This window comes from Vibrio sp. S17_S38, from assembly GCF_014694375.1.
Lineage (GTDB): Bacteria > Pseudomonadota > Gammaproteobacteria > Enterobacterales > Vibrionaceae > Vibrio.
In genome coordinates this window covers 155,184-181,799 of record NZ_JAAUWW010000002.1, presented here as the reverse complement: position 1 = coordinate 181,799, position 26,616 = coordinate 155,184, and the positions used below count along the sequence as shown (strand labels likewise).

Genomic DNA, 26,616 nt, shown 5'->3' with positions numbered 1-26,616 from the left:
TCGTGATGAATACGAATCAGGAAAATTTATATCGAACCCCCTCATTTGTGACACACGTCACCGTCAAAAAATTGTAAACGTTTACAATTCTAACCAGTTAAAACAATTAAACAGATAGGTTAGATATTATGACTGAAATAGAGAATGGGTTAGGTACTATCGATATTATCGTTTTTGCGATATATGTCGCGGTCATTATTGGCGTTGGCCTCTGGGTTTCTAGAGACAAAAAAGGTACCACAAAAAGTACAGAAGATTATTTTTTAGCAGGTAAATCATTACCTTGGTGGGCTGTTGGTGCATCATTGATTGCTGCGAACATTTCCGCTGAACAGTTTATCGGCATGTCAGGTTCTGGTTTTTCAATTGGGTTAGCCATTGCCTCTTACGAATGGATGGCAGCGATTACACTAATCATCGTGGGTAAGTACTTTCTTCCTATCTTCATTGATAAGGGTATTTACACCATTCCTGAGTTTGTTGAAAAACGTTTCAATAAAAACTTGAAAACTATTTTGGCCGTATTCTGGATCGCATTGTACGTTTTCGTTAACTTAACCTCCGTTTTATACTTAGGTGGCTTAGCACTGCAAACCATTCTTGGTATTCCACTCATGTACTCTATCGTCGGGTTAGCGCTTTTTGCTATAATCTATTCAATTTATGGTGGGCTTTCAGCGGTTGTTTGGACGGATGTTATTCAAGTATTCTTCCTTGTATTAGGCGGTCTATTAACGACCTACATGGCCGTCGGTTTCATTGGCGGTGACGATGGCTGGTTCAGCGGTTTGGGCAAAATGGTCGAAGCGGCACCTGAACACTTCAATATGATCCTAGATCAAAGCAACCCTCAATACGTAAACTTACCGGGCATCGCCGTTCTTATTGGTGGTCTATGGGTAGCAAACTTGTATTACTGGGGCTTTAACCAATACATCATCCAACGTACTTTAGCGGCAAAATCGGTTCCTGAAGCACAAAAAGGGATTATCTTTGCTGCTTTCTTAAAATTAATCGTTCCATTCCTTGTGGTTATTCCAGGTATTGCCGCGTATGTCATTACGTCATCTCCTGAACTAATGTCACAACTTGGCGATGTCGCTAATGTGAACATCCCTTCTCTAGCACACGCGGATAAAGCTTATCCTTGGTTAACTCAATTCTTACCAGTTGGGTTTAAAGGGATTGTTTTTGCTGCACTTGCTGCCGCGATTGTTTCATCATTAGCGTCTATGCTTAACTCAACGGCAACTATTTTCACAATGGACATCTACAAAGAGTTCATTGCACCAAAAGCGGGTGACCATAAATTAGTTAATGTTGGCCGAGCGTCTGCCATTGTTGCTCTTATCATTGCTTGCTTAATTGCACCAATGCTAAGTAACCTTGGTCAAGCATTCCAATATATTCAAGAGTACACAGGCCTTGTTAGTCCTGGTATTTTAGCGGTATTCCTACTTGGTTTATTCTGGAAGAAAACAACCAGTAAAGGCGCGGTAACAGGGGTTGTTTTATCTATCCCATTTGCCTTGTTCTTGAAATTTATGCCTCTAAACATGCCATTTATGGATCAAATGCTTTATACGCTACTCTTTACGATGGCTGTGATTGCCTTTACCAGCTTGAGTTCATCTGACACAGATGATGATCCTAAAGCGATTGCGTTAGATTCATCCATGTTTGTGACTGAGCGTAGTTTTAATATTTCCGCTTATATCATTATGATTATTACTGCCGTTCTGTATTCGGTATTCTGGTAATCTTCTTTGGCCTCATCTTTTGGTGAGGCTTAATTTTAATGAAGCGTGTTTTTTTTTAATGAGACTTGCTTTTAATTAAATTTATAGTGGTAACGTGGTTTTGTACCACCTAACTTAAGGCCATTCATACAAATTGTTATTATCCAATGACGATAAGTATGAATGGCCTTTTAGGATTTTTTTAAGGTATTGTTTTGTTTTTAATTGTTTGTCTTTTAAACTTTTATTTTTAAGATAACCCTCAAAAAGTTTATCTTTCAACCTAGCGGTTTGGACCAATATGAATAATGAATTACTGCCCAACATTGTATCTTTCTTACAAAATATTGACCCTTTCAATCAACTGCCTCAAAGCGCGCTCAATGATATTGCGCAAACGGTAGACATATTATTGCTCGGTTGTAGCGATACGCTCGTTCATGATGACCATGTGACCTATCTCTACATTATTCGTACCGGAACAGTACAACAAAATAATCTCGATGGCAGTCTACGCGCCAAACTTGGGGTTGAAGATATTTTTGGTTTTAACTTACACCAAAACCCGACTGAACCTGGCTACACTATTCATGCGATAGAAAACACTCTACTTTATCGTTTCGATTATCATGCCTTAATCGAAGCACTCGTCGAGCATCCTCAAATCACTGCACAATTTGCGTTTAACCAACAAACACGTTTGCATGCTGAGAATGTCAAACAAAGCAACAAACACCACTCCCAGACACAATATCTTCGTCCTAATAGTGATATTGCCAATACGACTATCGCCATTGTCTTTCCTAATGACAGCATTCAAGCCGTCGCTCATAAAATGCGAAATGTGATTGGAGTGCCGTGTGCATTTGTGGTCGATAAAGACGAAGAATTGATCGGAATGATCACCGATAAAGACATGACGAAACGTGTGGTGGCTGAGGCGAAAAATGTTTGCGATCCAATAAGCTCAATTATGTCTCAGCAGCTTTACACCGTATATGAAGATGAATTAGTGATTGCTGCGGTGCAATTAATGATGAAACACAATATCCAAAATGTGCCCGTTCTCAACCATAAAAAGCAAGTGACCGGATTCATTACTCCGCAGCATTTAATTCAAAATAACAGCGTACAGTCTATTTTTTTATTGGATAAAATTCGTCACGCCAATTCAATGAGCGAGCTGCTCGATTTATCCCAACAACGTAACTCTGCATTTGAAGGCATTATGCAGAGTAATTCATCTCCGACCATTGTTGGGCAAGTATTAAGCATGATTTACGATGCCTTTACTCACCGCCTGATTGAATTAGCGATAGAAAATTTTGGTCAACCGCCTTGTAACTTCACGTGGATAGTCGCCGGATCGCATGCTCGCAACGAAGTGCATTTAGCCTCCGATCAAGACAATGCCATTATTCTTGCCGATACCGCGACGGCGTCTGATAGGATCTATTTCAACCACTTTGCGATGAGTATTTGTAAATCGTTATCGGAATTAGGGTACACATTATGCACCGGTCGTTTTATGGCTGCGACTCACCAATGGTGTCAAAAAGCGCAAATTTGGCAGGAATACTACCGGAAATGGAGTACCAACCCTGAGTACGAGTTATTGCTTAATTTGAATGTTTTTTTAGAAATACGCCCCGTTTATGGTGATCAGGCTTTATTTGAAAAAGTGGATAATTACCGACATAAGTTGGTGACTAATAATATGCAGCTCACTATGGCTTTGGTGCGAAATGCACTCAGAACTCGCCCGCCATTGGGGATCTTCCAACATCTAGTATTAGAAAAAGACGGCAATAATAATAAGGTACTCAACATCAAAAAAGCCGCCATTAGCTGCGTGGTCGATTTGGTACGCATTTATGCATTAATGAACCAAGGCAAGTTAATACCTCAAGCTTGCAGTCTCAATACCAGTGAACGAATTGACTTTTTACGCGACGAAAAAGTCTTTAATGATTCAACTTACCAAGACCTCAGTGAAACGTATCATTATGTCAATCAATTAAGATATCAACACCAGCTACAAGCGATACAAAATGATGATCCGATTGATAATCAGCTACAACCGGATTTATTTGGTAGTTTTGAACGTCAACATTTAAAGGATGCATTTCGGATCATTTCAAGCTTTCAAGATTTAATTAAAATGAAATTTGGAGGCTAATCGTGTCCAGTCAGCTTGATAAGAACGCTGAGCAATCAACCAACAAACATAGCTTTAGTGGCATAATGAATTTGTTTTCTAATCGTCATCCTCTGCTTCGCTTAGAGCAACAAAGGCAAATGCTTTTAGAACAATCGACAACTCAACTGCCCGCTCACTTAAAACGCTTATTGATACAGCCTTATCCAACCCCAAAGCAAGATTGTAAAGCATTGTCTTTTACGGTTGTCGATTTTGAAACCTCAGGTCTCGATCCAACCTCTGATCATATCGTCAGTATTGGTTGGGTTCATATTATTGAAGGTGTGATTAAACTCAGTACCGCTCAGCACTTTATTATCAATGAACCAGCCATCGCCAGCATTATAGAAGACAGCGATATCAGCAATAATACCGAAACAACAAATATTGCTCGCTCACTTCATCATATTTTGCCTGAGCAACAAAAAGAGGGTATTGCGATTGAAACAGCCATGCAGCTATTTTTTGAAAGCCTACCAAGTAGCCTAGTGATCGCACATGGCACCACCATAGAAAAACGCTTTCTCAGCCAGTTTTTCCTAAGCCATAACCAGGTGGATTTTCCACTCATTTGGTTAGACACCCTAAAAATTGAACAAGCAACCGTACTGAATAAGCGCTATCAAAATGATTTTCGCTTATCCGCCCTACGCAGTGATTATAAATTACCAGACTACCCTGCCCATAATGCTTTAATGGATGCCACCGCAACTGCTGAGCTTTTTCTGGCTCAAAAAAGGCGCTTATTTGGACAAGCCATTGAACCAATCGGGATTTTATACCAGAAGTCACAGTGAGGTTTTAACTTGTATTAACTTGAGAGTTAGTAGTTCAATAGAATAAAAAGATTTAGGGGATGTTTAGCCCTTGATGCTCGACAGTCCCCTTAATATATGTTTAAAGCAGCTCTCCATGCACTAATACTTGCTGGCTTTTATAATCAGATCCAATAATTGTAGCAGAGGCATAAAAGCCGGGTTTTAGCTTTCCTAAACGATCTTGCTTAATTGCCTTTGCGGGATAGGTTGAGGCCATTTTAAATACTTCAGCTTCATCAATACCCCATTCAATCACATTAGCAACAGAATCATCCATACCAATATGAGCTCCCGCTAAATTACCGTTCGCATTCACTAATTTGTTATCAACCACAGAAATTAATTCATCATTCAATTTAAATGAATTTGTTTCGCTGCTCAAAGACGCCATCGCATCAGTCACGATAACTAGTTTTCCTTTAGGCTTAACTCTATGAGCTAACAACCCACTTTCTTTTGATACATGTATATTGTCGGTAATCATTGAGCACCATGCATGATCGCTCATAAGTGCGGTTCCAACTACGCCAGCTTGACGTCCTTCAAAGGGGGACATTGCGTTATACAAATGGGTAAACCCACTTATATGCTCAAGTGATTTATTATAGAGCTCTTCTGAGGTTGCATTACTATGACCACATGACAATATAGCTCCATTTTTTGAAAGCCATTCAATCGAGTCATTATTCACCTTCTCTGGCGCTAGCGTGATCAGAGTGGTACCAGTCTGTAACCAAGGTAGTAATTTTAATGTCGATATTTCAGGATCATAAAAATGTTTGTCATTGTGTGCACCTTTCTTTTCTGGATTCAACCATGGCCCCTCTAGGTGAATACCTAACATTCCAGGAACTTTATTATCTAATGCACTTTGAGCTGCTATGAGCGCCTCTGATACTTTTTGATGAGTATCACTGATAAGTGTAGGAAGCAGGTAAGCGGTTCCATGTTTACGATGTGCTTTACAAATAATATCAATACCTGCGGCATTTGTGCACTCATTAAACATCACCCCACCGCCGCCATTGACTTGAATATCAATGAACCCGGGAGTGATAGTTGACTCAGGGTAATCTTTAATTGTTATATGTTTGGGGATGTTTTTAATCGGCACAATATCAATAATAGTATCGTCCTCCCATAACAAAGCAGAGTTAGTATGGAATACTTCCCCATCAAAAATACGTTTGGCAGAAATGGCATATTGTTTCATTAGAAGTTCTCATTAAACCGATATTCTAACCTGAGAAAACAAGTCCAATACGGCTCTAAAATTGAAATACCGCCCACATCCAGTGCGCGGCATCTATTAATATCGATCTATAGGAGTTCATGATTCATAAATTTTTCTAATCACTACGTCGAATAGTTAGAACCGATTGTCTCAAGATCTTACTTTAAAAAACTCGCGTTACGCATTTTGTCTACCACGATAGCTTTTTGATCTGCAGTTAGTGGTGTTAACGGTAAGCGCGGATCACCCGCATCAATATTATGCAATGCCATTGCTGCTTTACCCGCCGCAACACCGCCAAATTCAACTAGAACACGGATGAGATCAACAACGTTATCCATTCCACTGATCACTGCCGCGTGATCACCTTTATTGAAATCAGCAATAATTTGATTGAAGTGTGGAGCAGCATAGTTATAAGTACTACCTACTGCGCCGATTGCACCGACAGCTAAAGCACCAGGAAGGAATTCATCGACACCAAATGGGATATCGTATTTGCCATCGCAAGCACGTAAACAACGTTGATATTCGTAAAGATCACCATTATTGAATTTCAGGCCGTATAAGTTTGGAATACGTTTGTCCGCTTCAATCAAGAATTGTTCCATATCAACATTTACACCAGACATACCTGAATGGTAGTAATAGAAGCCTTTTGATGGTGCTGCAGCCGCAACGGTTGCACAGTACTCAACAAGCTCTTTCACTGAACCTGGTTTAAAGAAGCAAGGACCAATAGCAGAAGTTGCAAAAATATCTAACGTTTCTGCGTGACGAGTTAATTCTAATGTATCGACAATGCTCAAAGCACCAGTGTGGACAGTAATTTTAAGCTGACCTTTAGAAGCGGCAACCCAACGTTCAGCGATTGCTTTTCTCTCTTCAACAGAGCAATGAATACCCTCACCTGTGGTACCACAAATATAGATACCATTGACACCATCTTTGATTAGGTGGTCGGCAATTTGGTCAATAACCGAAAAATTGACGTTCCCATTATTATCAAATGGAGTATGAGGCGCAGCAATTAAACCGATTAGCTTTTCCATAATATTTATCTCAAATTAGTAAGTCAGAATTAATGATAAGAAACAACCGAAGAAGTTAAACTTCAAAATTAACATCAGGCATGGAGTTTTAATTTATTCTATGGAGTTATATTTCATCCTGCAACCAAAACTTGCTCAAAATTACCTTCATTTTTGTAAATTGTGATTCTTCTACACTATTTCTATTACCGAAATTGACTAAAGTTTGACTTTCGTCGAATGACTTAAATGGAGTTTTATTTCAATCACTCTATCAACCATGTATTATTACATTTCACTTACAATTTATGCTTAGCTTAAGAGAATCAAAACGATGCACACTCAATCTTTAAGAGCTGGAAAAGTGTTAGATATGCTAGGCAGTTTACACGAAAGCTTAACGCCCTCTGCTCAGCGGATTTCAACGTACGTTTTAGCGCACTCTTTTGAAGTGACTAAACTATCAATTGCGGAATTATCCAGTGCCGTCAACGCTGGTGAAGCAACCATAATACGTTTTTGTCGTACTTTAGGGTTTAAAGGCTTTCAAGATTTTAAAATGGAATTGGCGATTGAGTTGTCTTCCATTAACCAAGATGAAAAATCCATTTTAGATACCGAAGTTACTGAAAACGATAACGCTGAAATAATTGGTCAAAAGCTCTACAATTCAATTAATGCTGTTTTAGGTGAGACACTGAATCTATTGAATTTTGAAACATTAGAAAAAGTAGCAGAGCAAATTAAGCATAGTCGTTCTATTTACTTTTTTGGTGTTGGTTCGTCTGGGATCACCGCAGAGGATGCTAAAAATAAATTAATGCGAATTGGTTTCAACGTTGATGCGTTAACCAATAACCATTTTATGTATATGAAGGCATCGCTTCTACAACCTGGTGATATGGCGATTGGTATTAGTCATTCAGGTAATTCCGTAGAAACAACTAAAGCGTTAAAATTAGCAAAAGAATCTGGGGCCAGTACCGCTGCGATCACTCATAATCCTCGCTCACCAATTACATCCTATTCAGACTTTGTTTTGGTGAATGGTAATCGTCAAGGAAAACTACAAGGCGATTCTATCGGGACTAAAATATCTCAATTATTTGTACTCGATCTAATCTATACCCTGTTGGTTCGACAAGATCCCGATAACACTCAAGCCAATAAGATCAAGACAACATCGGCTTTGGATGGCTAAACAAGCCATTGCTTTCCCTATAGCCTAAATATGACAGTATCGCATTTAGGCTATTTTTATGCCCGCTGACTTTTATGCCCGCTGATTTTTAAAACATCTCTCGATTAAATTCCTTCCAACCTTCGCATACTTACCACACAGTTTTTACCTCTCACACACAAAAAATGTGGCGCAGATCTCCATTATAGATCAATTACATTGAAGTTAAACTCCTACCGCTATAGTTTGCACCTCATCGCTTCTTACCACGTCAAAATTATTAAAGACTCTTAAGCAGCTGAACAATAATAAATAAATTATTCACTTTAAAACAAAGGCTTAGATATGAAAAAGTTATTATTACCTACTTTGATTTCTTCACTATTATTACCTTCTGTCGCTCATGCTGTTGATATTTATAAATCAGATGATGGTTCTCATGTGAACCTTTACAGCCGTTTAAGCTATAAAATCACCAATAAAGATACCCATGATCAAGATGCTCGTGGGTTGTTTGATAGCCGTATTGGTTTAAGTGGTTCACAGAATATTAATGAACATTTTGACATTATTGGTCAGGCTCAATACCAAATTGGCGCCGCTGAATACGCGAACTCGCTAAATCCAGACTCTTCTGATTTCACTGCGCGTTATGTTTGGGCAGGGATTGATGGCCATGAATACGGTAAATTAAAAGGTGGGCGTGTTGATTCTGGATTAATCATGCTAACCGACATTGGTGATGTATTCTCTAGCTCCGATGTAGCGGTGGCTCGTGAAGTAAACAAGGTCGATGCCACTGCCGTACAAGTTTTCCGTCAAGATGGCACTCTGCAATACCAAAATACCATTGGCAATTTAGATGTATCTGCTGCCTATATCTTTGGTAATGATACCTCCGATTTAGATTATGGTTATAACGCAGGGTTACGTTACACCTTTGATATGGGCGCTGCCGGTACTTTAGCCCCGGTCGTTGTTTACCAACAAACCAAAGGTGATAGCGATTCAGATGCCAGCTACAAACCAGAAAATAATGGTGCCAATTATAAATTCTGGGGTGCGGGTACTAAATACTACCTCAATGACCTAACTTTGGGCGCGTTATATTCAGAAGGCCGATTAGAAAATTACAGCGGTTATACTGGCACCAGTACCGATAAAGTTATGGAATTTACGGCTATTTATAATATCACCGATAGCTGGATTGCTCGTATTGGTTACCGTAACCTCGACAACGAAGGTGGCGACGAATTAGAGCTAAAAGACACCAGTTTTGAAGTCCAATACAAACTGAATAATTGGTCATCAATTTACACGACTTATGAAATTCGTGATGGTAAAAACGGCAATAACCAAGGTACATCAACAAACTTTGCCGGCGATGCTGATGAGAATTTCTACAGCGTCAACTTACGCTTTGAAATTTAGAGTTTAACGAAACAACACCAATAGCCCTCATTAGTTGGATCTCTGACATTGAGGGCATTTTTATGCCAGAGCAAAGCCCAATATAACTTTTCGGAGTCTGACTCCAGACTTCAGATACCTATATATCAGAGCATACTTCCTTAATTCAACATTAAAAGTGTGGCGTACATCTCCATTTCAACACGAATACATTGAAGTAAAACTCCATAAAGGTATTATTGGAGTATAACTTCATTTAAAAGCATGATCGGAACATAAAATATGAATACTAAGGCTCACAACGAAAGCTGCCTCGAGCAATTATCAACTGGTTTTGTTTCATCTTGCCAACCGGTAGATGAAAGCCCAATGAATACGCCTAGCATTATCGCCGCCATGGCACAGGCTTCAGTTCTCGGTGGTGCTACCGGTTTGCGCATTGAAGGGATTAACAACCTGCAAGCCGTTCGCCCAACCGTAACAGTGCCGATTATTGGCATTGTAAAAAGAGACTTAACCGATAGCCCAATTCGAATCACGCCCTATCTTGATGATGTTCGTCAATTACAAGCTGCCGGCGCCGATATTATTGCTATTGATGCAACAAACCGACCTCGCCCTGAAGATATCAGCACGTTAGTAAAAGAAATTCATTCATTAGGTTGCTTAGCTATGGCTGATTGTTCGACCTATGAAGAGGGTATGTATTGTCACTCTATTGGTGTTGAAATAATTGGCACGACCATGTCTGGCTACACTAATGCAGAGACACCAAAAGAACCCGATTTAGAGCTAGTGAAACGTTTAAATTCATCGGGTTGTCGTGTCATGGCGGAAGGACGCTACAACACACCTGAACTCGCCAAATCTGCCATTGAAGCTGGTGCATTTACCGTTACCGTGGGTTCAGCAATTACTCGTATTGAACATATTTGTAGCTGGTTTAATAAATCGGTTACTGAAGGCAGATATAACACATTAGGTAATTCTCATGAGTAAGATCTTAGCTGTCGATCTTGGCGGCACAAAAATTGCCGTTGCAATGGTGGTTGATAACCAAATCATCACACGTAAGCAAGTACCAACACCGACAACAAGTAAACAAATGACAATGGTGTTAAGCGAGCTACTCATTCCTTTTATAAACGAAGCCGAAGCCGTGGCAGTAGCCTCGACTGGGATCATTAATAATGGAATATTGACGGCGCTTAACCCCGAGAATCTGGGCGGTTTAGATCACTTCCCAATCCAGTCGACTATCGAAAACATTACCCACTTACCGACAATGGTCATCAATGATGCACAAGCGGCTGCTTGGGCTGAATTTCAACTGCTCGATGATTCTGTTTCTAATATGGCATTTATTACCATCTCCACTGGCGTTGGCGCTGGGCTTGTCATTGATAAGGCATTACAGATTGGTAAAACCGGGCTATCCGGCCATGCAGGACATATGTTGGCAGATCCTAATGGCCCGAACTGCGGATGCGGAAGAAAAGGATGTGTTGAAGCGATTGCATCTGGCACCGCTATTGGAGTTGAAGGCCAAGCATTCTGGGGTAACGAATGTACAGGTCAGATGGTTTATCAACATTTTCTTGCCGGTAATCTTGATGCAAAGGCAATCATTAATCATTCAGCTAAAACCATTGCAAACTTAATCGCTGACTTAACCATTTCTCTCGACTTAGAAACCGTCGTATTGGGAGGAAGTGTTGGGCTGGCTGAGCAATATCTACAACAAGTACAACATTATTTACAGCAGCACCCTACCGCCTATCAAACCAATATCAAATTAGCGCATTTTGGCGCAGATGCTGGCTTGCTTGGCGCTGCAAATTTGTATTGTGAAAAACTTTAAAAATTAATCACTCACTACATAATCAAAATTAACGAGGATTTATACCAATGGAAAATCATTCATTTGGCACCCTAAATTACATTATGCTGCTGGTTTACCTCCTAGCTATTATGCTAGTCGGCGTTTACTTTGCAAAAAGACAAAAATCGACAGAAGATTATTTTAAAGCCAGTGGCCGTATTCCTGGTTGGGCGGCCGGTATTAGCGTATTTGCAACCACGCTAAGCTCAATCACTTTTATGTCGATTCCAGCGAAAGCGTACACTTCAGATTGGACGTTCTTAATTGGTCAATACATGGCAATTGCTGTATTACCAATTGTTTTCATCTACTACATTCCGTTCTTCAGAAAATTGAATCTGACTTCCGCTTATGAGTACCTAGAAAAACGATTTGACGTAAGAATGCGTTTATTCTCAAGTATTTCATTCATGCTATTCCATATCGGGCGTATCGCGATCATCATCTATTTGACAGCACTCGCTCTGATCCCATTTATTGATATCAACCCATTATTTATTGTGTTCTTAATTGGTGTACTTTGTATTGTTTACACCTTTATGGGCGGCATTGAAGGCGTAATTTGGACCGATGTTATTCAAGGCGTGATGCTTTCGATTGCAGCCATTGGTATTTTTATTATGATCTGCTTCAACGTTGATGGCGGTTTAGGTGAGATTTATCACTTAAGTGCAAGTGCAGATAAATTCTTCCCTGCTTCTACATTCTCTTGGAGTTGGACCGAAAGCCATGTACCGGTGTTAATCATTGGTTTCTTGTTTGCTAGCCTACAACAATTCACTGCTAGCCAAGATGTCGTTCAACGCTACATTGTGACTGAATCGATTGAAGAAACGAAAAAAGCCTTAGTGACCAATGCAAAATTAGTGGCGATTGTACCTGTCTTCTTCTTTGCCGTTGGCGCAGCGTTATACGCTTACTACAGTCAAAATCCACAACTCTTGCCAGAGAACTTTAACACCGGCGGAATTCTGCCATTCTTTGTTGTATCTCAAATGCCAGCCGGTATTGCAGGGATTATTATTGCCGCAATTTTTGCCGCATCACAATCGAGTATTTCAAGTAGCTTAAATAGTATCTCAGCATGTTTTACATCTGATATTTATGAGCGCTTTGGTCAAAACAAACCCGCAACAAAAGTATTATTTATGGCTCGTAGCATTACCGTTGTTGCTGGTGTTTTAGGTGTTCTTGCCTCTATTTACTTAATTTATTCAGATGAGAGTGAGTTGTGGGACACATTTAATAGCTTAATTGGTTTAATGGGAGGTCCAATGACGGGTCTATTTATGCTTGGTATCTTCTTTAAGAAAGCCAATGCAAATAGTGCGCTTACTGGTGTGGTTGTGAGTGTGATTTCTGTTCTCATCGTTCAATCCTTTACCAACCTTAACTTCTTCTTCTATGGCGTTATTGGTACTTTGGTTGTTGTTATTGTGGGTTACTTAACCGCTCCAATATTTAAATCAAATATTTCAAAAGAAGAGCTGAAAGAGTTAACTATGTAATGAGTCTAGCCCTATAAAAATAGTGATTGAGTAGGGCTAAGTAGAGTGTGGATAGTATTATTTTTATCCACGTTCATTCTCTTTTGTATTGCAAGTGAATAGGATCAAGATATGTTTTTAGGTGACTTAAACCAACCAGCAAGCTACGCATTGTTACCGCAAGCTTTTCAAGTGGCGATTGATTATTTACAAAAAACGGATTTAGTAAACTTATCGAATGGACGTCATGATATTGACGGCGACAAAATGTTTGCCAATGTAATGAGTTTTGAGACGAGTGATACCGACAAAAAGCGCGCTGAAGTCCATTTGGATTATATTGATATGCAGGTACTTATTTCAGGAGAAGAACGTATTGAATTTGCTTTGCATGGCAAGCATACGCATGCAACTGAATATGATAAAGAAGGCGATTATTACCTAGTAGAAAATTTGCTTAATCGTTGTGAAGTGACTTTATCACCAGCACAGTTTGCCATTTTTTTTCCAACCGAACCTCATAAACCCGGTTGCATTGTCACTAAATCTTCATTACTCAAGAAAATAGTGGTGAAGATCCACCGTGACTGTTTAGTTTAATTTTAGATTTCATTGTAAAACCTTAACCTTTATTTGGCACCCCCCCAATTTACTCTGTGCTAACCTCCTTTACCGGAGGTTTTTTTATTTAATGCTACCGAAAGATCATCACTTAACTACAATTCATCAAACTAAAAATCAAAGTGATAAACCGTGGTATGGCGATACTGTTGATTCGGTTGCAAAATACTGTCACTAAACGTCCATTCATGATGGTTAGGCGCATCGGGTAAAAACTGCGTCTCTAATGCTAAACCATCAAAACTTTCATAGGGTTTGTCTTCACGAGAAGGCGATTGCGCTAAGTGATTTCCGCTATAAAGTTGCATCGCCGGTTTGGTGGTCAAGACTTGCATAGTCACTTGTTCATCGGGGGATATTACGGTGGCGACATGTTTAAGTTGCCCCGTATCTTGGGGGTTAAAAATAAAGGAATGGTCATAACCTGCGGCTAATTTCTGCTCATCATCCACTAAAAAATCTTGGCTTAATGTTTTTGCAGTGCGGAAATCAAAACCAGTATTTTCAACCGATTTAATTTGAGTCGGAAGTGCATGCTCATCGCTCGCCAGAAATTGCTCTGAAAATACCGTCAATTTATGCTCTAAGCAACTGACTCCACTTTTTGCACCTTGTAGATTAAAGTAAGCATGATTGGTTAGATTCACCGGACAAGCTTTATCGACATGGGCTTGGTAGTCGATCGAGACTTGATTATCTTCACTTAAAGTAAAGGTAATTTGCGTTGTCATGTTGCCCGGAAAACCTTGATCGCCATCCTCAGATTCAAGCTCAAATACCACTTGATGTTGAGTATGATTTAACACCGTCCAACGTCGTTTATCAAATCCATCCGTGCCGCCATGAATGCAGTACTTTTCATTATTTTTTGATAGCGAATAGACTTGACCATTAAGCTCAAATTTTGCGTCTGCAATACGATTGGCATAACGCCCAACCGTTGCGCCTAAATAACCTGCCTGTTGTTGAAATTTATCGATTGTATTGACACCTAGCAGCACTTCTCTATGTTCGCCCCCAATAGGTAAAGTGCAACTCAACCACGTTGCACCAATATCCATAAAGGTTACCGACATACCAGAATCATTAGACAAAGTGATAATTTTTGCAGGCTGGCCATCCAAGTACAGACCAGCCGTCATCGACTCATGTAGTGCTTGTGTCACTCGATTCACCGTTTGATTCTTTGCATCATTCATTTTCATATTTACGCTACTGAGCCCATATTTAATGATCCTGAGCCATCCATCGCTTTGCAAACATATATCGTTTCTTTTAGCCCTGTTTTCGCTTCATATTGCGCTTCAACTGCCGCTTTAACAGAGTCGACTAAAGTTGGTGGTACAAGGGAAACGACACAGCCACCAAAGCCACCGCCAGTCATGCGAACACCACCTTGCGTCCCAATAACGGCTTTCACGATATCCACTATCGCATTCACTTCTGGGCAGGTAATTTCAAAGTCATCTCGCATAGAAATATGAGACTGTTCCATTAATTCCGCAAGGCGAGCAAAATCATGGTTTTTTAATGCTTGCGCCGCTTCAACCGTGCGGTCATTTTCTGTGATCACATGACGAGCACGTTTCGCTACCACTTCATCTAGCTCTGACTGACGCTGATTAAACTGCTCAAGAGTGACATCACGCAAAGCTTTAACATTAAAAAAGTCGGCAGCGGCTTCACATTGCACTCGACGCGTGTTGTATTCGCTGTCGACCAAGCCACGTTTTTTATTCGAATTAATGATCACAATCGCCATGTCTTCTGGCATTGAAACGGCTTGGGTTTCAAGTGAACGGCAATCAATCAACAATGAGTGGTTACGTTTACCCTCAGCGGAAATAAGTTGGTCCATAATGCCGCAATTACACCCGACAAATTGGTTTTCCGCTTCTTGTCCATTTAGAGCGATATCTTGTTGAGAAATATTCAAATCATAAAGGGTTTTAAAGGTCTGGCCGATCACCACTTCTAACGCAGCAGAAGAACTTAATCCTGCGCCTTGAGGAACATTGCCACTGACAGAAATATCGGCACCGGTAAATTCAAACCCGCGCTTTTGCAGGCAATCAATCACACCTCGAATGTAGTTCACCCACATAATATCGTTATCAAATTCAAGATGCTTAGAAATATCAAATTCATTAACTTGATTATCGAAATCAACCGCCACCACTCGCACGATATTGTCATCACGTTTTGACGCTGCTACCACCGTTTGGTAATCAATCGCGCAAGGCAAAACAAAGCCATCATTATAATCAGTATGCTCCCCTATTAAGTTCACTCGCCCCGGAGCTTGAATAACATGGGTTGCAGCATAATTAAAAGCAGATTCAAAAGCGCCATTCACGGCGTTAATAAGTTGCTGGGTACGTTCATTCATAATGTTTACCTAGATTTTAATAATTTGGTTGTTAGCATTGTTTATAATGTTGACTGCTCAAAGCACGTAGTCGCTCAGCGGCTTGCTCGGCAGTAAGATCTCGTTGGCTTTCTGCTAACATTTCGTAACCCACCATGAATTTTTTAACTGTGGCAGAACGAAGTAATGGTGGATAAAACAGGGCATGTAGTTGCCAATGATCGGTTTCTTTTTCTTCAAACTGATCATCGTTTTCAAAAAATGGTGCATAATGCCAGCCCATTGAATACGGGAATGAACATTGGAATAGATTGTCATAGCGACAGGTTAATTCTTTGATTGCCAGAGCAAGATCATCACGCTGTGCATCCGTTAATTCACTCATACGCTTAATGTGTGTTTTTGGCAGTAACATGGTTTCAAATGGCCACGCTGCCCAATAAGGCACAACGGCAATCCAATGCTCAGTTTCCACTACGGTTCTAGCGCCATCTTGTTGCTCACTTTGCACATAATCCACCAGCAAGTTAGTCCCATGCTGTTGAAAATATTCATGTAAATGTTGGTCTTTACGCTCTATTTCATTGGGTAGAAAGCTATTGGCCCAAATTTGTCCATGCGGATGCGGTTGCGAACAGCCCATCGCCTCCCCTTTATTTTCAAACGCTTGCACCCAGACATATTCTTTGCCAAGTTCTTCAATTTGATCATTCCATGTATCGACTACATGACGGATCTGATCAAGCGGGAGTTCCGGTAAGGTTTTGCTATGATCGGGAGAAAAGCAAATCACCCGACTAAGCCCACGCACACCTTGAATTTTGAATAAAGAATTAGTCGATTGTGGCGCATCAGGCGTGTCTGGCATTAATGCTGCGAAATCATTTTGAAATACGAAGGTGCCTTTATAATCAGGGTTTACATCACCTGAAATTCGCGTATTGGTTGGACATAAAAAACAGTCCTCTTGATACGGCTTAATGCTTGCAATTACTGGTTTTTCATCTTGTCCACTCCACGGACGCTTAGCGCGATGAGGAGAGACTAAAATCCACTGCCCCGTGAGTGGGTTATAACGGCGATGAGGATGATCAACCGGGTTAAATTCTGTCGTCATTGTGTTTATCTCTGCTATCAGTCTGAATAAAAACGAAGGTTATTGGTCGTAACCTTTTGGATTTTGTGACTGCCAACGCCATGTATCAATACTCATTTCAGTCACATCACGCGTTGCTTTCCAGCCTAAGTCTTTCTCTGCTTTTTCTGTGCTTGCCCAACATTGAGCAATATCACCCGGTCGACGAGGGTGAATTTCGTAAGCAACCTTATGGCCACAAGCAGCGGAAAATGCATTCACCATATCCAATACACTGCTGCCTTTGCCTGTGCCTAAATTATAAATATGCAGCCCAGCTTTATTCGTTAGCGTATTAATTGCGGCTAAATGCCCATCAGCCAGATCCATAACATGAATATAATCACGTACTCCGGTGCCATCTGGCGTGGCGTAATCATCACCAAATATGGACAGTTTTTCACGACGCCCCACCGCCACTTGAGCGATAAATGGCATTAAGTTATTAGGCGTTCCTTGAGGATCTTCGCCCATAGTGCCCGATGGATGCGCCCCAACTGGATTGAAATAGCGCAATAAAGTGATGCTCCAATCATTTTCAGCATCAAACAAATCACTGAAACATTCTTCAATAATATATTTGCTACGTCCGTATGGATTAGTTGTGGCACCGGTTGGAGAAGATTCTGTAATCGGCACTTGCGCGGGATCGCCATACACAGTAGCAGACGAACTAAAAACGATATTTTTCACGCCAGCTTTTCGCATGCTACGAGCCAACACGAGCGATCCATTTACGTTATTATCGTAATATTCCAGAGGCTTAGATACTGACTCACCAACAGACTTTAAACCCGCAAAATGGATCACAGCATCAATCGGTTTATTAGAGTGATCCGCAAAAATTTGGTCAAGGAAGGCTTCATCGCGAACATCGCCTTGATAAAAAGACGGCTGAGTGCCGGTTAAAGCTTCAATACGATTCAGCACCTCTAACTTACTATTGGTCAAGTTATCCAATGCAATCGGTTCGTGCCCCGCTTTTATTAACTGCACACAAGTGTGGCTGCCGATATAACCTAAGCCACCCGTAACTAGAACTTTCATATATTCTCCTGACGTTAGTTCACTGACAAATATTAGCTAATCTGAATTTGGGTAATCTAAACCGAAACACACTATTAACGATTACACACTTTACCAATAAGCCGCTTCCCTATTATGCGGAGTAGAGTAACAAAAATGCCTACTCTATTTCTGTGATCCATCGCAAATAGTGTAAACGTTTACAACGATTTCACAATTCTTTCCAATACAATAGAAGCATCTCTTCATGTCACATTTCTGACATCTTTATTTCAAATAGGCCAAAAAATAAAAACAATAATAAATCAATCACTTAATGGAAATTAACAATATTACTCATCATCACTGTAATAAATTTCACACCGCAGTGTAAAAAATCTGACTAATAAAAAGTATCACCCTAACCTAAACCTATAGAGCAACAAAACGGACGAAATTTATTATTAACGGAGTGTACAACATGAAAAAACTTAGCTTATGGCTTTGTGCAATCGCCCTCTCTTTTAGCTCTTTTGTCGCATTTGCTAAAGATCTAACCATCGGATTTTCACAAATTGGTGCTGAAAGTTCTTGGAGAACGGCCGAAACAAAATCGATTAAAGACGAAGCCGAAAAACGTGGCATTAAGCTGCAATTTTCTGATGCTCAACAAAAACAAGAAAACCAAATCAAAGCCATCCGATCTTTTATTGCTCAAGGTGTTGATGGCATCATTTTAGCGCCAGTGGTGCAAACTGGTTGGGAACGTGTACTAAAAGAAGCGAAAAAAGCAGGAATCCCTGTCGTGTTAGTGGATAGAACCATCACCGTTTCCGATGACAGTCTCTACACTTCTTTTGTTGGTTCTGATCTGTTATTTGAAGGTCGTATGGCAGGTGCGTGGGTTGTGCAAGATCTTGAAGGCTATGGCAATGTCGTTGAGCTACAAGGTACTCCGGGCGCTGCCGCCGCACTGGATCGCCAAAAAGGCTTTAAAGATATGATCCAATATTTCCCAGGCATTAAGATCACGCAATCTCAAACCGGTGACTTTACTCGTGCCAAAGGGAAAGAAGTCATGGAAGCCTTTTTGAAATCAGATAAAAATATCGATCTTCTTTTCTCACATAATGACGACATGGCAATTGGTGCTATTCAAGCCATTAAAGAAGCAGGCTTAAAACCAGGTAAAGACATTAAAATCATCTCGGTAGATGGTGTAAAAGATGGCATCACTGCAATGGTAAATGGCGAGCTTAATGCCACGGTTGAATGTAATCCACTTCTTGGTCCATTGGCGTTTGATACATTAGAACAAGCTATCGATGGTAAAAAAGTGGCTAAGGTCAATACCGTAAGAGATCGCATTATCACTCAAGATGAAGCGGCGTCACTCATTGATGCAAGACAGTACTAATTAAGTAACATTGTAGGCATTTATTTCTGATTTTTATCTGAAGTATCTGCCTACTCCATATCCAAAATTATTGAAGTAACTGTGAGACGCCAAGTGGTATACAAGGAAGCAAACCATGAATGACACACCATTAATTCGGACCGAAGGGATCACCAAAGTTTTTCCCGGCGTAAAATCGTTATCGAACGTGGATTTTGAATTACGTCGTGGTGAAATTCATGCCTTACTCGGGGGCAATGGCGCAGGAAAATCCACCTTAATAAAATGTATTACGGGTGTATATCAGCCAGAACAAGGCAGTATTTATCTAAATAATCAATCCATTACTGGTTTATCACCGGATGCAGTACAAGCCTCAGGCATTAGCACCGTCCATCAAGAAGTAAATTTAATTCCAAACATCAGTGTCGCTGAAAATATTTATCTATGTCAGCAGCCTAAAAAATGGGGTCGCATTGATTGGGTAAAGATGAACACGCTTGCTAAACACGATTTACAACAAATGGGCATTACGATTGATGTCAAAAAAAACCTCTCCGAATATTCGGTTGCGATTCAACAAATGGTCGCCATTGCGCGTGGTGTTTCCATGTCAGCCAAGGTGCTTATTTTAGACGAACCCACCGCCAGCTTAGATCCAAGTGAAGTAAAACAACTCTTTCGTGTGATGAGACATTTAGCCCAACAAGGCATCGGTATTATCTTTGTTACGCATTTTCTTGAGCAAGTCTACGAGATCACCGACCGAATCAGTGTACTGCGTAATGGCGCAATGGTTGGCACCTTTGAAACGGCTCGGCTTCCTCAAGTTGAGCTCATTAATCACATGCTGGGTAAAGCATTAAGCCAATCAACCCGAGTTCGTCACAATGGGCAAGATCATGAAAATATTGAGAATTTCATGCAGGCATACCATGTCAGTAAATCCAATAGCATTAATAAGTTTGATCTCAATATTAATCATGGCGAAATTGTAGGTTTAGGAGGTTTACTTGGTTCTGGTCGTACCGAAATTGCGCGAGTTTTATTTGGTGTCGATAAAAAAGATTCTGGCATTATTCAAGTACATGGAAAAAACTGCCAAATAAAAACACCTCGTGACGCGATTGCTCACGGCATTGCGTTGTGTCCTGAAGATCGTAAAAAAGAAAGTTTAATCGGGGACTTATCAGTCAAAGAAAACATCATGCTTGCCCTTCAAGCCAAAAATGGTTGGCTGCGAACTATTCCCGCTAAAGAACAACAAAGCATCGCGATTCAATTTATCAAATCACTCAATATTGTGATATCTGATCTCAATCGCCCTGTTAAAGATCTAAGTGGCGGTAATCAACAAAAAGTAGTGCTGGCTCGTTGGCTCGCCTCTAAACCCGATTGCTTAATTTTAGATGAACCGACTCGCGGCGTAGATGTAGGGGCGCGTAAAGAAATTGAACGTATTATTCACGGCTTATGCCAAGAGGGATTAGCCTTATTATTGATCGCGTCTGAGTTAGAAGAAATTGCCGAGCTCAGTGACCGCGTGTTGGTGCTAAAAGACAGACAAGTGGTGAATGAATTGCGTGGCGATCAAATCAGTGTCGATAGCATCATGAACAGTATTGCAGGAGTCTCCGTATGAACACCGCCCTTATTCAACAGGTGAAATCAAGTAGCGCCACGGTTTTATCTTCCAAGCTGTTTTGGCCTTTACTCTCATTACTGCTTTTACTCAGCTACAGTTTAATTACCGATCCTGATTTTTTCTCTATTCAAATCATTGATGATCACTTTTATGGCAGCTTGATTGATATTTTAAACCGAGGAGCACCCGCCGCATTATTGGCACTAGGTATGATGGTTGTGATCGCAACTGGCGGCATTGATTTATCCGTTGGGGCGATCATTGCAATTGCCGGAGCCACCAGCGCCTATATGATCACCCAAGGCATCACCGATTCTATTTTCCTCATTGTGATAGGAACGCTCGTCATTTCAGCATTCGCTGGATTATGGAACGGCTTTTTGGTGTCGGTGTTGGGCATTCAACCTTTTATCGCAACATTAATTTTAATGGTCTCCGGTCGAGGTGTGGCGCAGTTAATTACTGATGGACAAATTCTGGTATTTCATCATAAAGCCTTCGATTTCATTGGCGGTGGGTTTGTACTCGGTTTGCCATTTTCGATTTTAATAGTGGCGGTTTTTTATGTGTTCGCAGGGTTTATTTTGCGCAAAACGGCACTAGGTTTGTTTATTGAATCCATCGGCTCTAACGCAACGGCGAGTTATTACGTCGGCATTCAAGATCGCACTTTGCGGATCATTGCGTATGTGTTCAGTGGAATTTGCGCTGGTGTCGCAGGAATGATCATTGCCTCGAATATTCATGGCGCCGACAGTAATAATGCTGGGTTATGGTCAGAACTGGATGCGATTCTAGCCGTCGTTATTGGTGGCACAGCCATGGCTGGTGGACGTTTTTATATTATCCCAACCTTAATTGGCGTGTTGATCCTACAAACGCTCACCACCACTATTTTAAGCAGCGGGCTACCAGTTCAATTTACTCAAATCGTCAAAGCTATCGTGGTCGTTCTTGTCATGCTGATTATGTCTCCTGCTTTTAGAAAGCAATTGGCGTTTAAAAAGAAACAGGCACAACTGACACCACGCCAAGGAGATCACCATGAGTAATCGCTACATTACCCTTTTTGCCACCATTATTGTCTTTATCGCTTTATTTGGCTTTGGCTCGGTGCAATTTGATAATTTTTTCTCCATGCGGGTATTCACCAACTTATTCACCGATAATGCTTTTTTAGCCTTAACTGCGATTGGCATGACATTTGTTATTATTTCCAAAGGCATTGATTTGTCGGTAGGTTCTACCATCGCGATTGTGGGCGTTTCGATTGCGATGTTAATACGTGATTTTCACCTCCATCCCCTTGCTGCTTTTTCGATTGTCTTAACCTTAGCCACATTATTTGGCGCGTTTATGGGGTATTTGATTGCACGCTACCAACTACCGCCCTTTATCATCACATTGGCGGGAATGTTTTTCCTACGCGGTTTAGCCATGGTATTCAGCATAGAATCGATACCTATCGAGCATCCATTTTATGACTCGATTGCCGATTTTTATATTCCCCTCCCCGATCATGGCTCGATTACTGTGAGTGCTTTATTAGTCTTTATCGTACTTGCCATTGCCATTTATATTGCCCATTACACCCGTCTAGGTCGCAACATCTATGCTATTGGTGGCAATGAACAATCTGCTCGCTTATTAGGTGTCCCGATTGATAGAACAATTATTTTTATCTACGCACAAAGCAGTTTTCTTGCGGCACTAGCAGGGATTGTCTATACCTTTTACACCTTCTCAGGTCAGCCGTTATCTACGATTGGTTTGGAGTTAGATGCCATCGCTTCTGTTGTGATCGGCGGGACACTACTTTCTGGTGGTGTGGGCTTTGTATTTGGGACATTATTTGGGGTTCTAATCCAAGGAGTGATCCAAACCATTATTAGTTTCGATGGCACATTAGACAGTTATTGGACGCGAATTTTCATTGGTCTACTGATCTTCGTCTTCATTTTACTCCATCGCTTAATTTCATCAGGATATTTATTACATGCCTATATCAGCATTAAACGTAAACTAGGATTTGGTAAGAATGAGTCGGACAATCAATCTATCTCAACTTCTTAATCGACCGTTAAAAATCGCGGTATTGCTTGATGCCGCGCTTTCTTCGCACTGTAAAATAATGCGTGGGATCAGTGCATTTATTGAAGAACATCAACTACCTTGGAATGTTGTGCTTAACCACGAATTATCCATGGAGCGCAAAGATATTCTATCGCTGCATTTTGATGGCATCATTGCTAACTTTTCGAATCCTAAACATCTGCGTCGGCTCGAAAAAGTAGACTTACCCGTCGTCGGTTTATTGAATGGCTTAGATCATGTTCAAGCCGATCAGATCCAGCATCCATTTGTCACCATAGATAATCAAAGACTAATACAACTTTGCTACGATCATTTGCGTAAAAATGGCCTAGATAACATCGCCTATTATGGGTTAAAAAGTGATGATAAAGCATGGCACCAATGTCGCTCTCATCACTATCAATATCTGCAAAAGCGACACCGACAAGCGACTCAAATTTATATTGGCGAAAAAGCCTCTTTTTCATCATGGAGCAGCGAAATAGAACAACTCAAAAACTGGGTTGAAGGGCTAAAAAAACCCGTTGGTATTATTGTTTCCAGCGATGCGCGTGCCAGAACACTGATTGGGTTATGTGAAGAAAATCATATAATGGTGCCAGATGAAGTGGCAATAATCAGTATTGGGGATGCCAGTTTGTCGGAGTTTTTTCAACACACCTCGCTTTCGGTGGTAGAACCAGGATATGAAGAATTAGGCTATACCTGCGCCAATTTATTAAATCAACAACTTAAACAACAACCAGTTCCAAAGAAAACATTCGTAGAACCCGAAACCATTACCGCGCGAGAAAGCACTAAGCACCGAGGGTTACAAGACAGCTATTTATTACGCGCGGTTCATTACATTCGAAACCATGCGCACCTTGGCATCAAGTCCGCTCAAGTGGTTGAATTTGCAGGTTGCAGTCGTACCTTTTTAGAAGAACTATTTCGCGATCAAGTCGGCCATACCATCCATAAAGAAATTCACCACGTTAAGTTTGAAAAAGTGAAACACTTACTCATTCATACCCAACTCAGCATCCCCGATATTGCCCAGAAAACCGGTTATCCATCTCATCAGTATTTGTATTCTTTATTCCAACGTGAGCTGGGGGTCACTCCAAATCAGTATCGATTGCAGATACCAAAAAGTGAAATTATTGCCAAATAAATCGCTACGACTTCACAGATGACTTGGTGTAATACTAAATTAGAGAAATTATAATACCCAAGCTGGTAAAGCCTTTAAAATAAGTATTCTCCATCAGAGCTTTATTGTCGTGTCATGTTCAGTTGATGCCTAGATAGCTTAGCGGCCTCAAATAAAGCATCCAAACTGGGGTGTGGATTTTTCGCCCCAAGTAACCTTATCAAGGTGACTTCTAGAGGCACTTGATACTCTGGCCATATATGAATTAAGCTCCCGCTACTGATGTGAGGTAAAGCAACCGTTTTAGGGATGCAAGCAATACCATTTCCATGAATCGCCATTGGTAGCAAGGATTCTGAAATAGTAGATTGAAACAACGTAGATAACTTATTTGCATGCGGTGTTGAGGCCAACAAAGGAGCGGAAAGCTCCAATAACTGGGAAGATGGTGCATAAGTTAAATGTGGAATCTCTTCCTCTTCAAGTTTATCAAGTGGAAAACAACTTCCACACACCCAAATTAATGCATCATCTGCAAGCTTTAAAATTTCAAACTCACTCGGTTCGAAATAATTCACAACAAATTCGTTTTGATAGAAGAGTAAACAATCAGCTCGTTGAGATTGCAATGCGGCTTGATAACCTGAAACTGAACGGACACCTGAATCAATGCTCGTCACTAAGGGCATGTCGATTTTCTTTAATATGTCGGTGTACCATTCGGGGAAAAAATTACAGGCAAGTGTATGTAAAGAAGCAATCACGATTGGATTATTTTTTGTCGCGACCATTTCTTCACATCTTTCTGACATCTGGATCATTTCTGACGCAATGGGATACAGCCGTTTGCCTTCAACAGTCAACTTCACTGGAGTTCGAGAGCGATCAAACAGTTCTACTTTTAGATGCTGTTCTAATTGTTGAATTCGACGGCTGAATGCTGCTTGTGAAGAAGCATTTAACTTGGCCGCTAATGAGAATTTTTGGCAGTCAGCAAGCGTAATAAAATCCTTTAACCAACGAATGTTCATAGTTTTCCTTTTTTACATTATCGAATTTTTGCATAGTACATGCAAAATACAAGACATAAAAACTTTCCTTTAATGGGTATTAACGCCTAAGTTATATCCATTATGTATTGATATTCATTCAATAATAGTACAAAAAACACCATATATAGGGATTTGATATGAAATTAAAAGCAATAGGATTAATGCTATCTGGTTTTCTGGCTTGCACTCTTTCAACACATAGTTATGCAGAAACTAAAGATGATGTAATGAAACGTGGCTCTCTAAAATGCGGCGTTTCAAGTGACAAAATGGGATTCTCTTATATCAATGATCAAGGTAAATGGTCAGGTATGGATGTTGATCTTTGTCGAGCCGTCGCTGCTGCCGTTTTAGGATCACCGGATAAAGTTGAATATATTACTACAACCTCAAAAAATCGTTTTACTTCTTTAGCTTCAGGTGAAATCGATATTTTATCGAGATCGACAACTTGGACTGTAGCTCGTGATGCTAAACTAGGTGCCGATTTTACAACAATTTGGTTTTACGATGGTCAAGGTTTTATGACTCGAAAATCATTAGGTATAAAATCCATTAGTGATCTTAACGGTGCCACTTTTTGCCTTTCCCCAGGAACAACATCAGAACACAACCTATCTGATTATTTTAGCGCTAGAGGGTTAACCTATCGTTCCGTTGTATTTGAAAAAACTGAAGAATTATACTCCGCATATCAAAAAGGTCGCTGTGATGCCTTAACTAATGACATTACAGGTTTAGCGGCTCGCCGCACATTATTTAAATCACCTGATGATCATATCATTTTGCCCGAAGTTATCTCCAAAGAGCCGCTAGGAGCTTATGTTAAACAAGGGGATAATCATTGGAGAGATATCGTCACTATGGTTGGGTACGCATTAATTGATGCAGAAGAATTAAACGTTACCCAAGCTAATGCCAAAGAGTTAGCTAGCCAAACTAAAAATGTTTCCGTCAAACGTCTGCTTGGGACTGAAGGCGATTTGGGGGCAGGATTAGGGCTAACAAGAGATTGGGCTTTAAAAGCCATTCAAGCTACTGGTAATTATGGCGAAATTTTTTCACGTCATGTGGGAGCCAATTCACCACTTAAATTTGAACGTGGTGCGAATGCGTTATACACAGATGGCGGCCTAATGTACTCACCTCCTTTCCGTTAATTGTCAATTAATACAGCTTGTCAT

22 protein-coding genes are annotated in these 26,616 nt (G+C 40.5%); 15 read left to right on the top strand and 7 right to left on the bottom strand.

The genetic code is table 11. The features are described 5' to 3' along the window. The first annotated feature begins 128 nt into the window (after positions 1-128). The 3 genes from HC725_RS02430 to HC725_RS02420 all read left to right on the top strand — a co-directional run bounded on the left by HC725_RS02430 (position 129) and on the right by HC725_RS02420 (position 4,736). Positions 129-1,760, top strand: coding sequence for a sodium/sugar symporter (locus HC725_RS02430; RefSeq protein ID WP_190330173.1), 1,632 nt, complete (start codon positions 129-131; stop codon positions 1,758-1,760). 280 nt (positions 1,761-2,040) lie between these two features. Then, on the top strand, positions 2,041-3,918 hold the full coding sequence (locus HC725_RS02425; RefSeq protein WP_190330172.1) for a DUF294 nucleotidyltransferase-like domain-containing protein: 1,878 nt from the start codon (positions 2,041-2,043) through the stop codon (positions 3,916-3,918). 2 nt (positions 3,919-3,920) lie between these two features. Further along, positions 3,921-4,736, top strand: coding sequence for a 3'-5' exonuclease (locus tag HC725_RS02420; protein WP_342365912.1), 816 nt, complete (start codon positions 3,921-3,923; stop codon positions 4,734-4,736). Positions 4,737-4,836: 100 nt separating this feature from the next. Here HC725_RS02420 and nagA read toward each other — a convergent pair whose 3' ends face one another. Both nagA and HC725_RS02410 read right to left on the bottom strand, forming a co-directional pair. Further along, entirely contained in the window at positions 4,837-5,970 is a 1,134-nt protein-coding gene (gene nagA, locus HC725_RS02415; RefSeq protein WP_190330171.1) for an N-acetylglucosamine-6-phosphate deacetylase, read from the bottom strand. Positions 5,971-6,149: 179 nt separating this feature from the next. Then, complete coding sequence (locus HC725_RS02410; protein WP_190330170.1) at positions 6,150-7,043, bottom strand: dihydrodipicolinate synthase family protein; 894 nt, start codon at positions 7,041-7,043, stop codon at positions 6,150-6,152. 313 nt (positions 7,044-7,356) lie between these two features. Here HC725_RS02410 and HC725_RS02405 point away from each other — a divergent pair, with 313 nt between their 5' ends. The 6 genes from HC725_RS02405 (at position 7,357) to nanQ (ending at position 13,581) form a co-directional block, all read left to right on the top strand. Further along, the gene (locus HC725_RS02405) at positions 7,357-8,223 is read left to right on the top strand and encodes a MurR/RpiR family transcriptional regulator (protein WP_190330169.1); all 867 of its coding nucleotides are present in this window, start codon (positions 7,357-7,359) and stop codon (positions 8,221-8,223) included. Positions 8,224-8,547: 324 nt separating this feature from the next. After that, positions 8,548-9,633, top strand: coding sequence for a porin (locus tag HC725_RS02400; RefSeq protein ID WP_190330168.1), 1,086 nt, complete (start codon positions 8,548-8,550; stop codon positions 9,631-9,633). 261 nt (positions 9,634-9,894) lie between these two features. After that, positions 9,895-10,611 carry an N-acetylmannosamine-6-phosphate 2-epimerase gene (locus HC725_RS02395; protein ID WP_190330167.1) on the top strand — a complete coding sequence of 239 codons (717 nt, stop codon included), beginning with the start codon at positions 9,895-9,897 and terminating at the stop codon, positions 10,609-10,611. Further along, positions 10,604-11,473 (top strand): N-acetylmannosamine kinase, encoded by an 870-nt coding sequence (locus HC725_RS02390; protein ID WP_190330166.1) that lies wholly within the window; start codon positions 10,604-10,606, stop codon positions 11,471-11,473. Before HC725_RS02395 ends, HC725_RS02390 begins: the two co-directional genes overlap by 8 nt. Positions 11,474-11,520: 47 nt before the next feature. Further along, on the top strand, positions 11,521-13,002 hold the full coding sequence (locus HC725_RS02385; protein ID WP_190330165.1) for a sodium:solute symporter: 1,482 nt from the start codon (positions 11,521-11,523) through the stop codon (positions 13,000-13,002). 111 nt (positions 13,003-13,113) lie between these two features. Further along, positions 13,114-13,581, top strand: a complete 468-nt coding sequence (gene nanQ / locus HC725_RS02380) for an N-acetylneuraminate anomerase (RefSeq protein WP_190330164.1) — start codon at positions 13,114-13,116, stop codon at positions 13,579-13,581. 131 nt (positions 13,582-13,712) lie between these two features. Here the strand turns inward: nanQ and galM are convergent, their stop codons facing one another. The 4 genes from galM to galE are packed head-to-tail and all read right to left on the bottom strand — an operon-like array spanning position 13,713 to position 18,152. Then, entirely contained in the window at positions 13,713-14,768 is a 1,056-nt protein-coding gene (gene galM, locus HC725_RS02375; RefSeq protein ID WP_342365915.1) for a galactose-1-epimerase, read from the bottom strand. A gap of 41 nt (positions 14,769-14,809) precedes the next feature. Next, complete coding sequence (gene galK / locus HC725_RS02370) at positions 14,810-15,991, bottom strand: galactokinase (RefSeq protein ID WP_190330163.1); 1,182 nt, start codon at positions 15,989-15,991, stop codon at positions 14,810-14,812. A 31-nt stretch (positions 15,992-16,022) separates the two neighbouring features. After that, positions 16,023-17,087, bottom strand: coding sequence for a UDP-glucose--hexose-1-phosphate uridylyltransferase (locus tag HC725_RS02365; protein WP_190330162.1), 1,065 nt, complete (start codon positions 17,085-17,087; stop codon positions 16,023-16,025). Between the two features lie 39 nt (positions 17,088-17,126). Continuing rightward, positions 17,127-18,152, bottom strand: a complete 1,026-nt coding sequence (galE, locus tag HC725_RS02360; RefSeq protein ID WP_190330161.1) for a UDP-glucose 4-epimerase GalE — start codon at positions 18,150-18,152, stop codon at positions 17,127-17,129. A 439-nt stretch (positions 18,153-18,591) separates the two neighbouring features. On the opposite strand from galE, the gene HC725_RS02355 reads away from it, so the two are divergent. The 5 genes from HC725_RS02355 (at position 18,592) to HC725_RS02335 (ending at position 24,401) form a co-directional block, all read left to right on the top strand. Next, complete coding sequence (locus HC725_RS02355; RefSeq protein ID WP_190330160.1) at positions 18,592-19,527, top strand: ABC transporter substrate-binding protein; 936 nt, start codon at positions 18,592-18,594, stop codon at positions 19,525-19,527. A gap of 115 nt (positions 19,528-19,642) precedes the next feature. After that, positions 19,643-21,148: a sugar ABC transporter ATP-binding protein gene (locus HC725_RS02350; RefSeq protein ID WP_190330159.1), complete on the top strand. Its 1,506-nt coding sequence runs from the start codon at positions 19,643-19,645 to the stop codon at positions 21,146-21,148. Then, a complete protein-coding gene (locus HC725_RS02345) occupies positions 21,145-22,203 on the top strand; it encodes an ABC transporter permease (protein ID WP_190330158.1) in 1,059 nt (352 codons plus the stop codon). Before HC725_RS02350 ends, HC725_RS02345 begins: the two co-directional genes overlap by 4 nt. Then, entirely contained in the window at positions 22,196-23,224 is a 1,029-nt protein-coding gene (gene yjfF / locus HC725_RS02340) for a galactofuranose ABC transporter, permease protein YjfF (RefSeq protein ID WP_190330157.1), read from the top strand. The genes HC725_RS02345 and yjfF overlap by 8 nt, the downstream gene beginning before the upstream one ends. Continuing rightward, the gene (locus HC725_RS02335) at positions 23,190-24,401 is read left to right on the top strand and encodes an AraC family transcriptional regulator (protein ID WP_190330156.1); all 1,212 of its coding nucleotides are present in this window, start codon (positions 23,190-23,192) and stop codon (positions 24,399-24,401) included. Before yjfF ends, HC725_RS02335 begins: the two co-directional genes overlap by 35 nt. A 101-nt stretch (positions 24,402-24,502) precedes the next feature. Here the strand turns inward: HC725_RS02335 and HC725_RS02330 are convergent, their stop codons facing one another. Then, positions 24,503-25,411, bottom strand: a complete 909-nt coding sequence (locus HC725_RS02330; protein WP_190330155.1) for a LysR family transcriptional regulator — start codon at positions 25,409-25,411, stop codon at positions 24,503-24,505. Between the two features lie 158 nt (positions 25,412-25,569). On the opposite strand from HC725_RS02330, the gene HC725_RS02325 reads away from it, so the two are divergent. Next, positions 25,570-26,592: an amino acid ABC transporter substrate-binding protein gene (locus HC725_RS02325; RefSeq protein ID WP_190330154.1), complete on the top strand. Its 1,023-nt coding sequence runs from the start codon at positions 25,570-25,572 to the stop codon at positions 26,590-26,592. The last annotated feature ends 24 nt before the right edge of the window (positions 26,593-26,616 follow it).

Excerpts from the sequence above, each read along its gene's own strand:
- HC725_RS02395 (WP_190330167.1), top strand. The coding sequence starts at position 9,895 with ATGAATACTAAGGCTCACAACGAAAGCTGCCTCGAGCAATTATCAACT.
- HC725_RS02330 (WP_190330155.1), bottom strand. The coding sequence starts at position 25,411 with ATGAACATTCGTTGGTTAAAGGATTTTATTACGCTTGCTGACTGCCAA.
- HC725_RS02405 (WP_190330169.1), top strand. The coding sequence starts at position 7,357 with ATGCACACTCAATCTTTAAGAGCTGGAAAAGTGTTAGATATGCTAGGC.
- galK (WP_190330163.1), bottom strand. The coding sequence starts at position 15,991 with ATGAATGAACGTACCCAGCAACTTATTAACGCCGTGAATGGCGCTTTT.
- HC725_RS02400 (WP_190330168.1), top strand. The coding sequence starts at position 8,548 with ATGAAAAAGTTATTATTACCTACTTTGATTTCTTCACTATTATTACCT.
- HC725_RS02430 (WP_190330173.1), top strand. The coding sequence starts at position 129 with ATGACTGAAATAGAGAATGGGTTAGGTACTATCGATATTATCGTTTTT.
- HC725_RS02390 (WP_190330166.1), top strand. The coding sequence starts at position 10,604 with ATGAGTAAGATCTTAGCTGTCGATCTTGGCGGCACAAAAATTGCCGTT.
- HC725_RS02410 (WP_190330170.1), bottom strand. The coding sequence starts at position 7,043 with ATGGAAAAGCTAATCGGTTTAATTGCTGCGCCTCATACTCCATTTGAT.
- HC725_RS02385 (WP_190330165.1), top strand. The coding sequence starts at position 11,521 with ATGGAAAATCATTCATTTGGCACCCTAAATTACATTATGCTGCTGGTT.
- yjfF (WP_190330157.1), top strand. The coding sequence starts at position 22,196 with ATGAGTAATCGCTACATTACCCTTTTTGCCACCATTATTGTCTTTATC.
- nagA (WP_190330171.1), bottom strand. The coding sequence starts at position 5,970 with ATGAAACAATATGCCATTTCTGCCAAACGTATTTTTGATGGGGAAGTA.
- HC725_RS02355 (WP_190330160.1), top strand. The coding sequence starts at position 18,592 with ATGAAAAAACTTAGCTTATGGCTTTGTGCAATCGCCCTCTCTTTTAGC.
- HC725_RS02345 (WP_190330158.1), top strand. The coding sequence starts at position 21,145 with ATGAACACCGCCCTTATTCAACAGGTGAAATCAAGTAGCGCCACGGTT.
- HC725_RS02350 (WP_190330159.1), top strand. The coding sequence starts at position 19,643 with ATGAATGACACACCATTAATTCGGACCGAAGGGATCACCAAAGTTTTT.
- nanQ (WP_190330164.1), top strand. The coding sequence starts at position 13,114 with ATGTTTTTAGGTGACTTAAACCAACCAGCAAGCTACGCATTGTTACCG.
- HC725_RS02335 (WP_190330156.1), top strand. The coding sequence starts at position 23,190 with ATGAGTCGGACAATCAATCTATCTCAACTTCTTAATCGACCGTTAAAA.
- galE (WP_190330161.1), bottom strand. The coding sequence starts at position 18,152 with ATGAAAGTTCTAGTTACGGGTGGCTTAGGTTATATCGGCAGCCACACT.
- HC725_RS02425 (WP_190330172.1), top strand. The coding sequence starts at position 2,041 with ATGAATAATGAATTACTGCCCAACATTGTATCTTTCTTACAAAATATT.
- HC725_RS02365 (WP_190330162.1), bottom strand. The coding sequence starts at position 17,087 with ATGACGACAGAATTTAACCCGGTTGATCATCCTCATCGCCGTTATAAC.
- HC725_RS02325 (WP_190330154.1), top strand. The coding sequence starts at position 25,570 with ATGAAATTAAAAGCAATAGGATTAATGCTATCTGGTTTTCTGGCTTGC.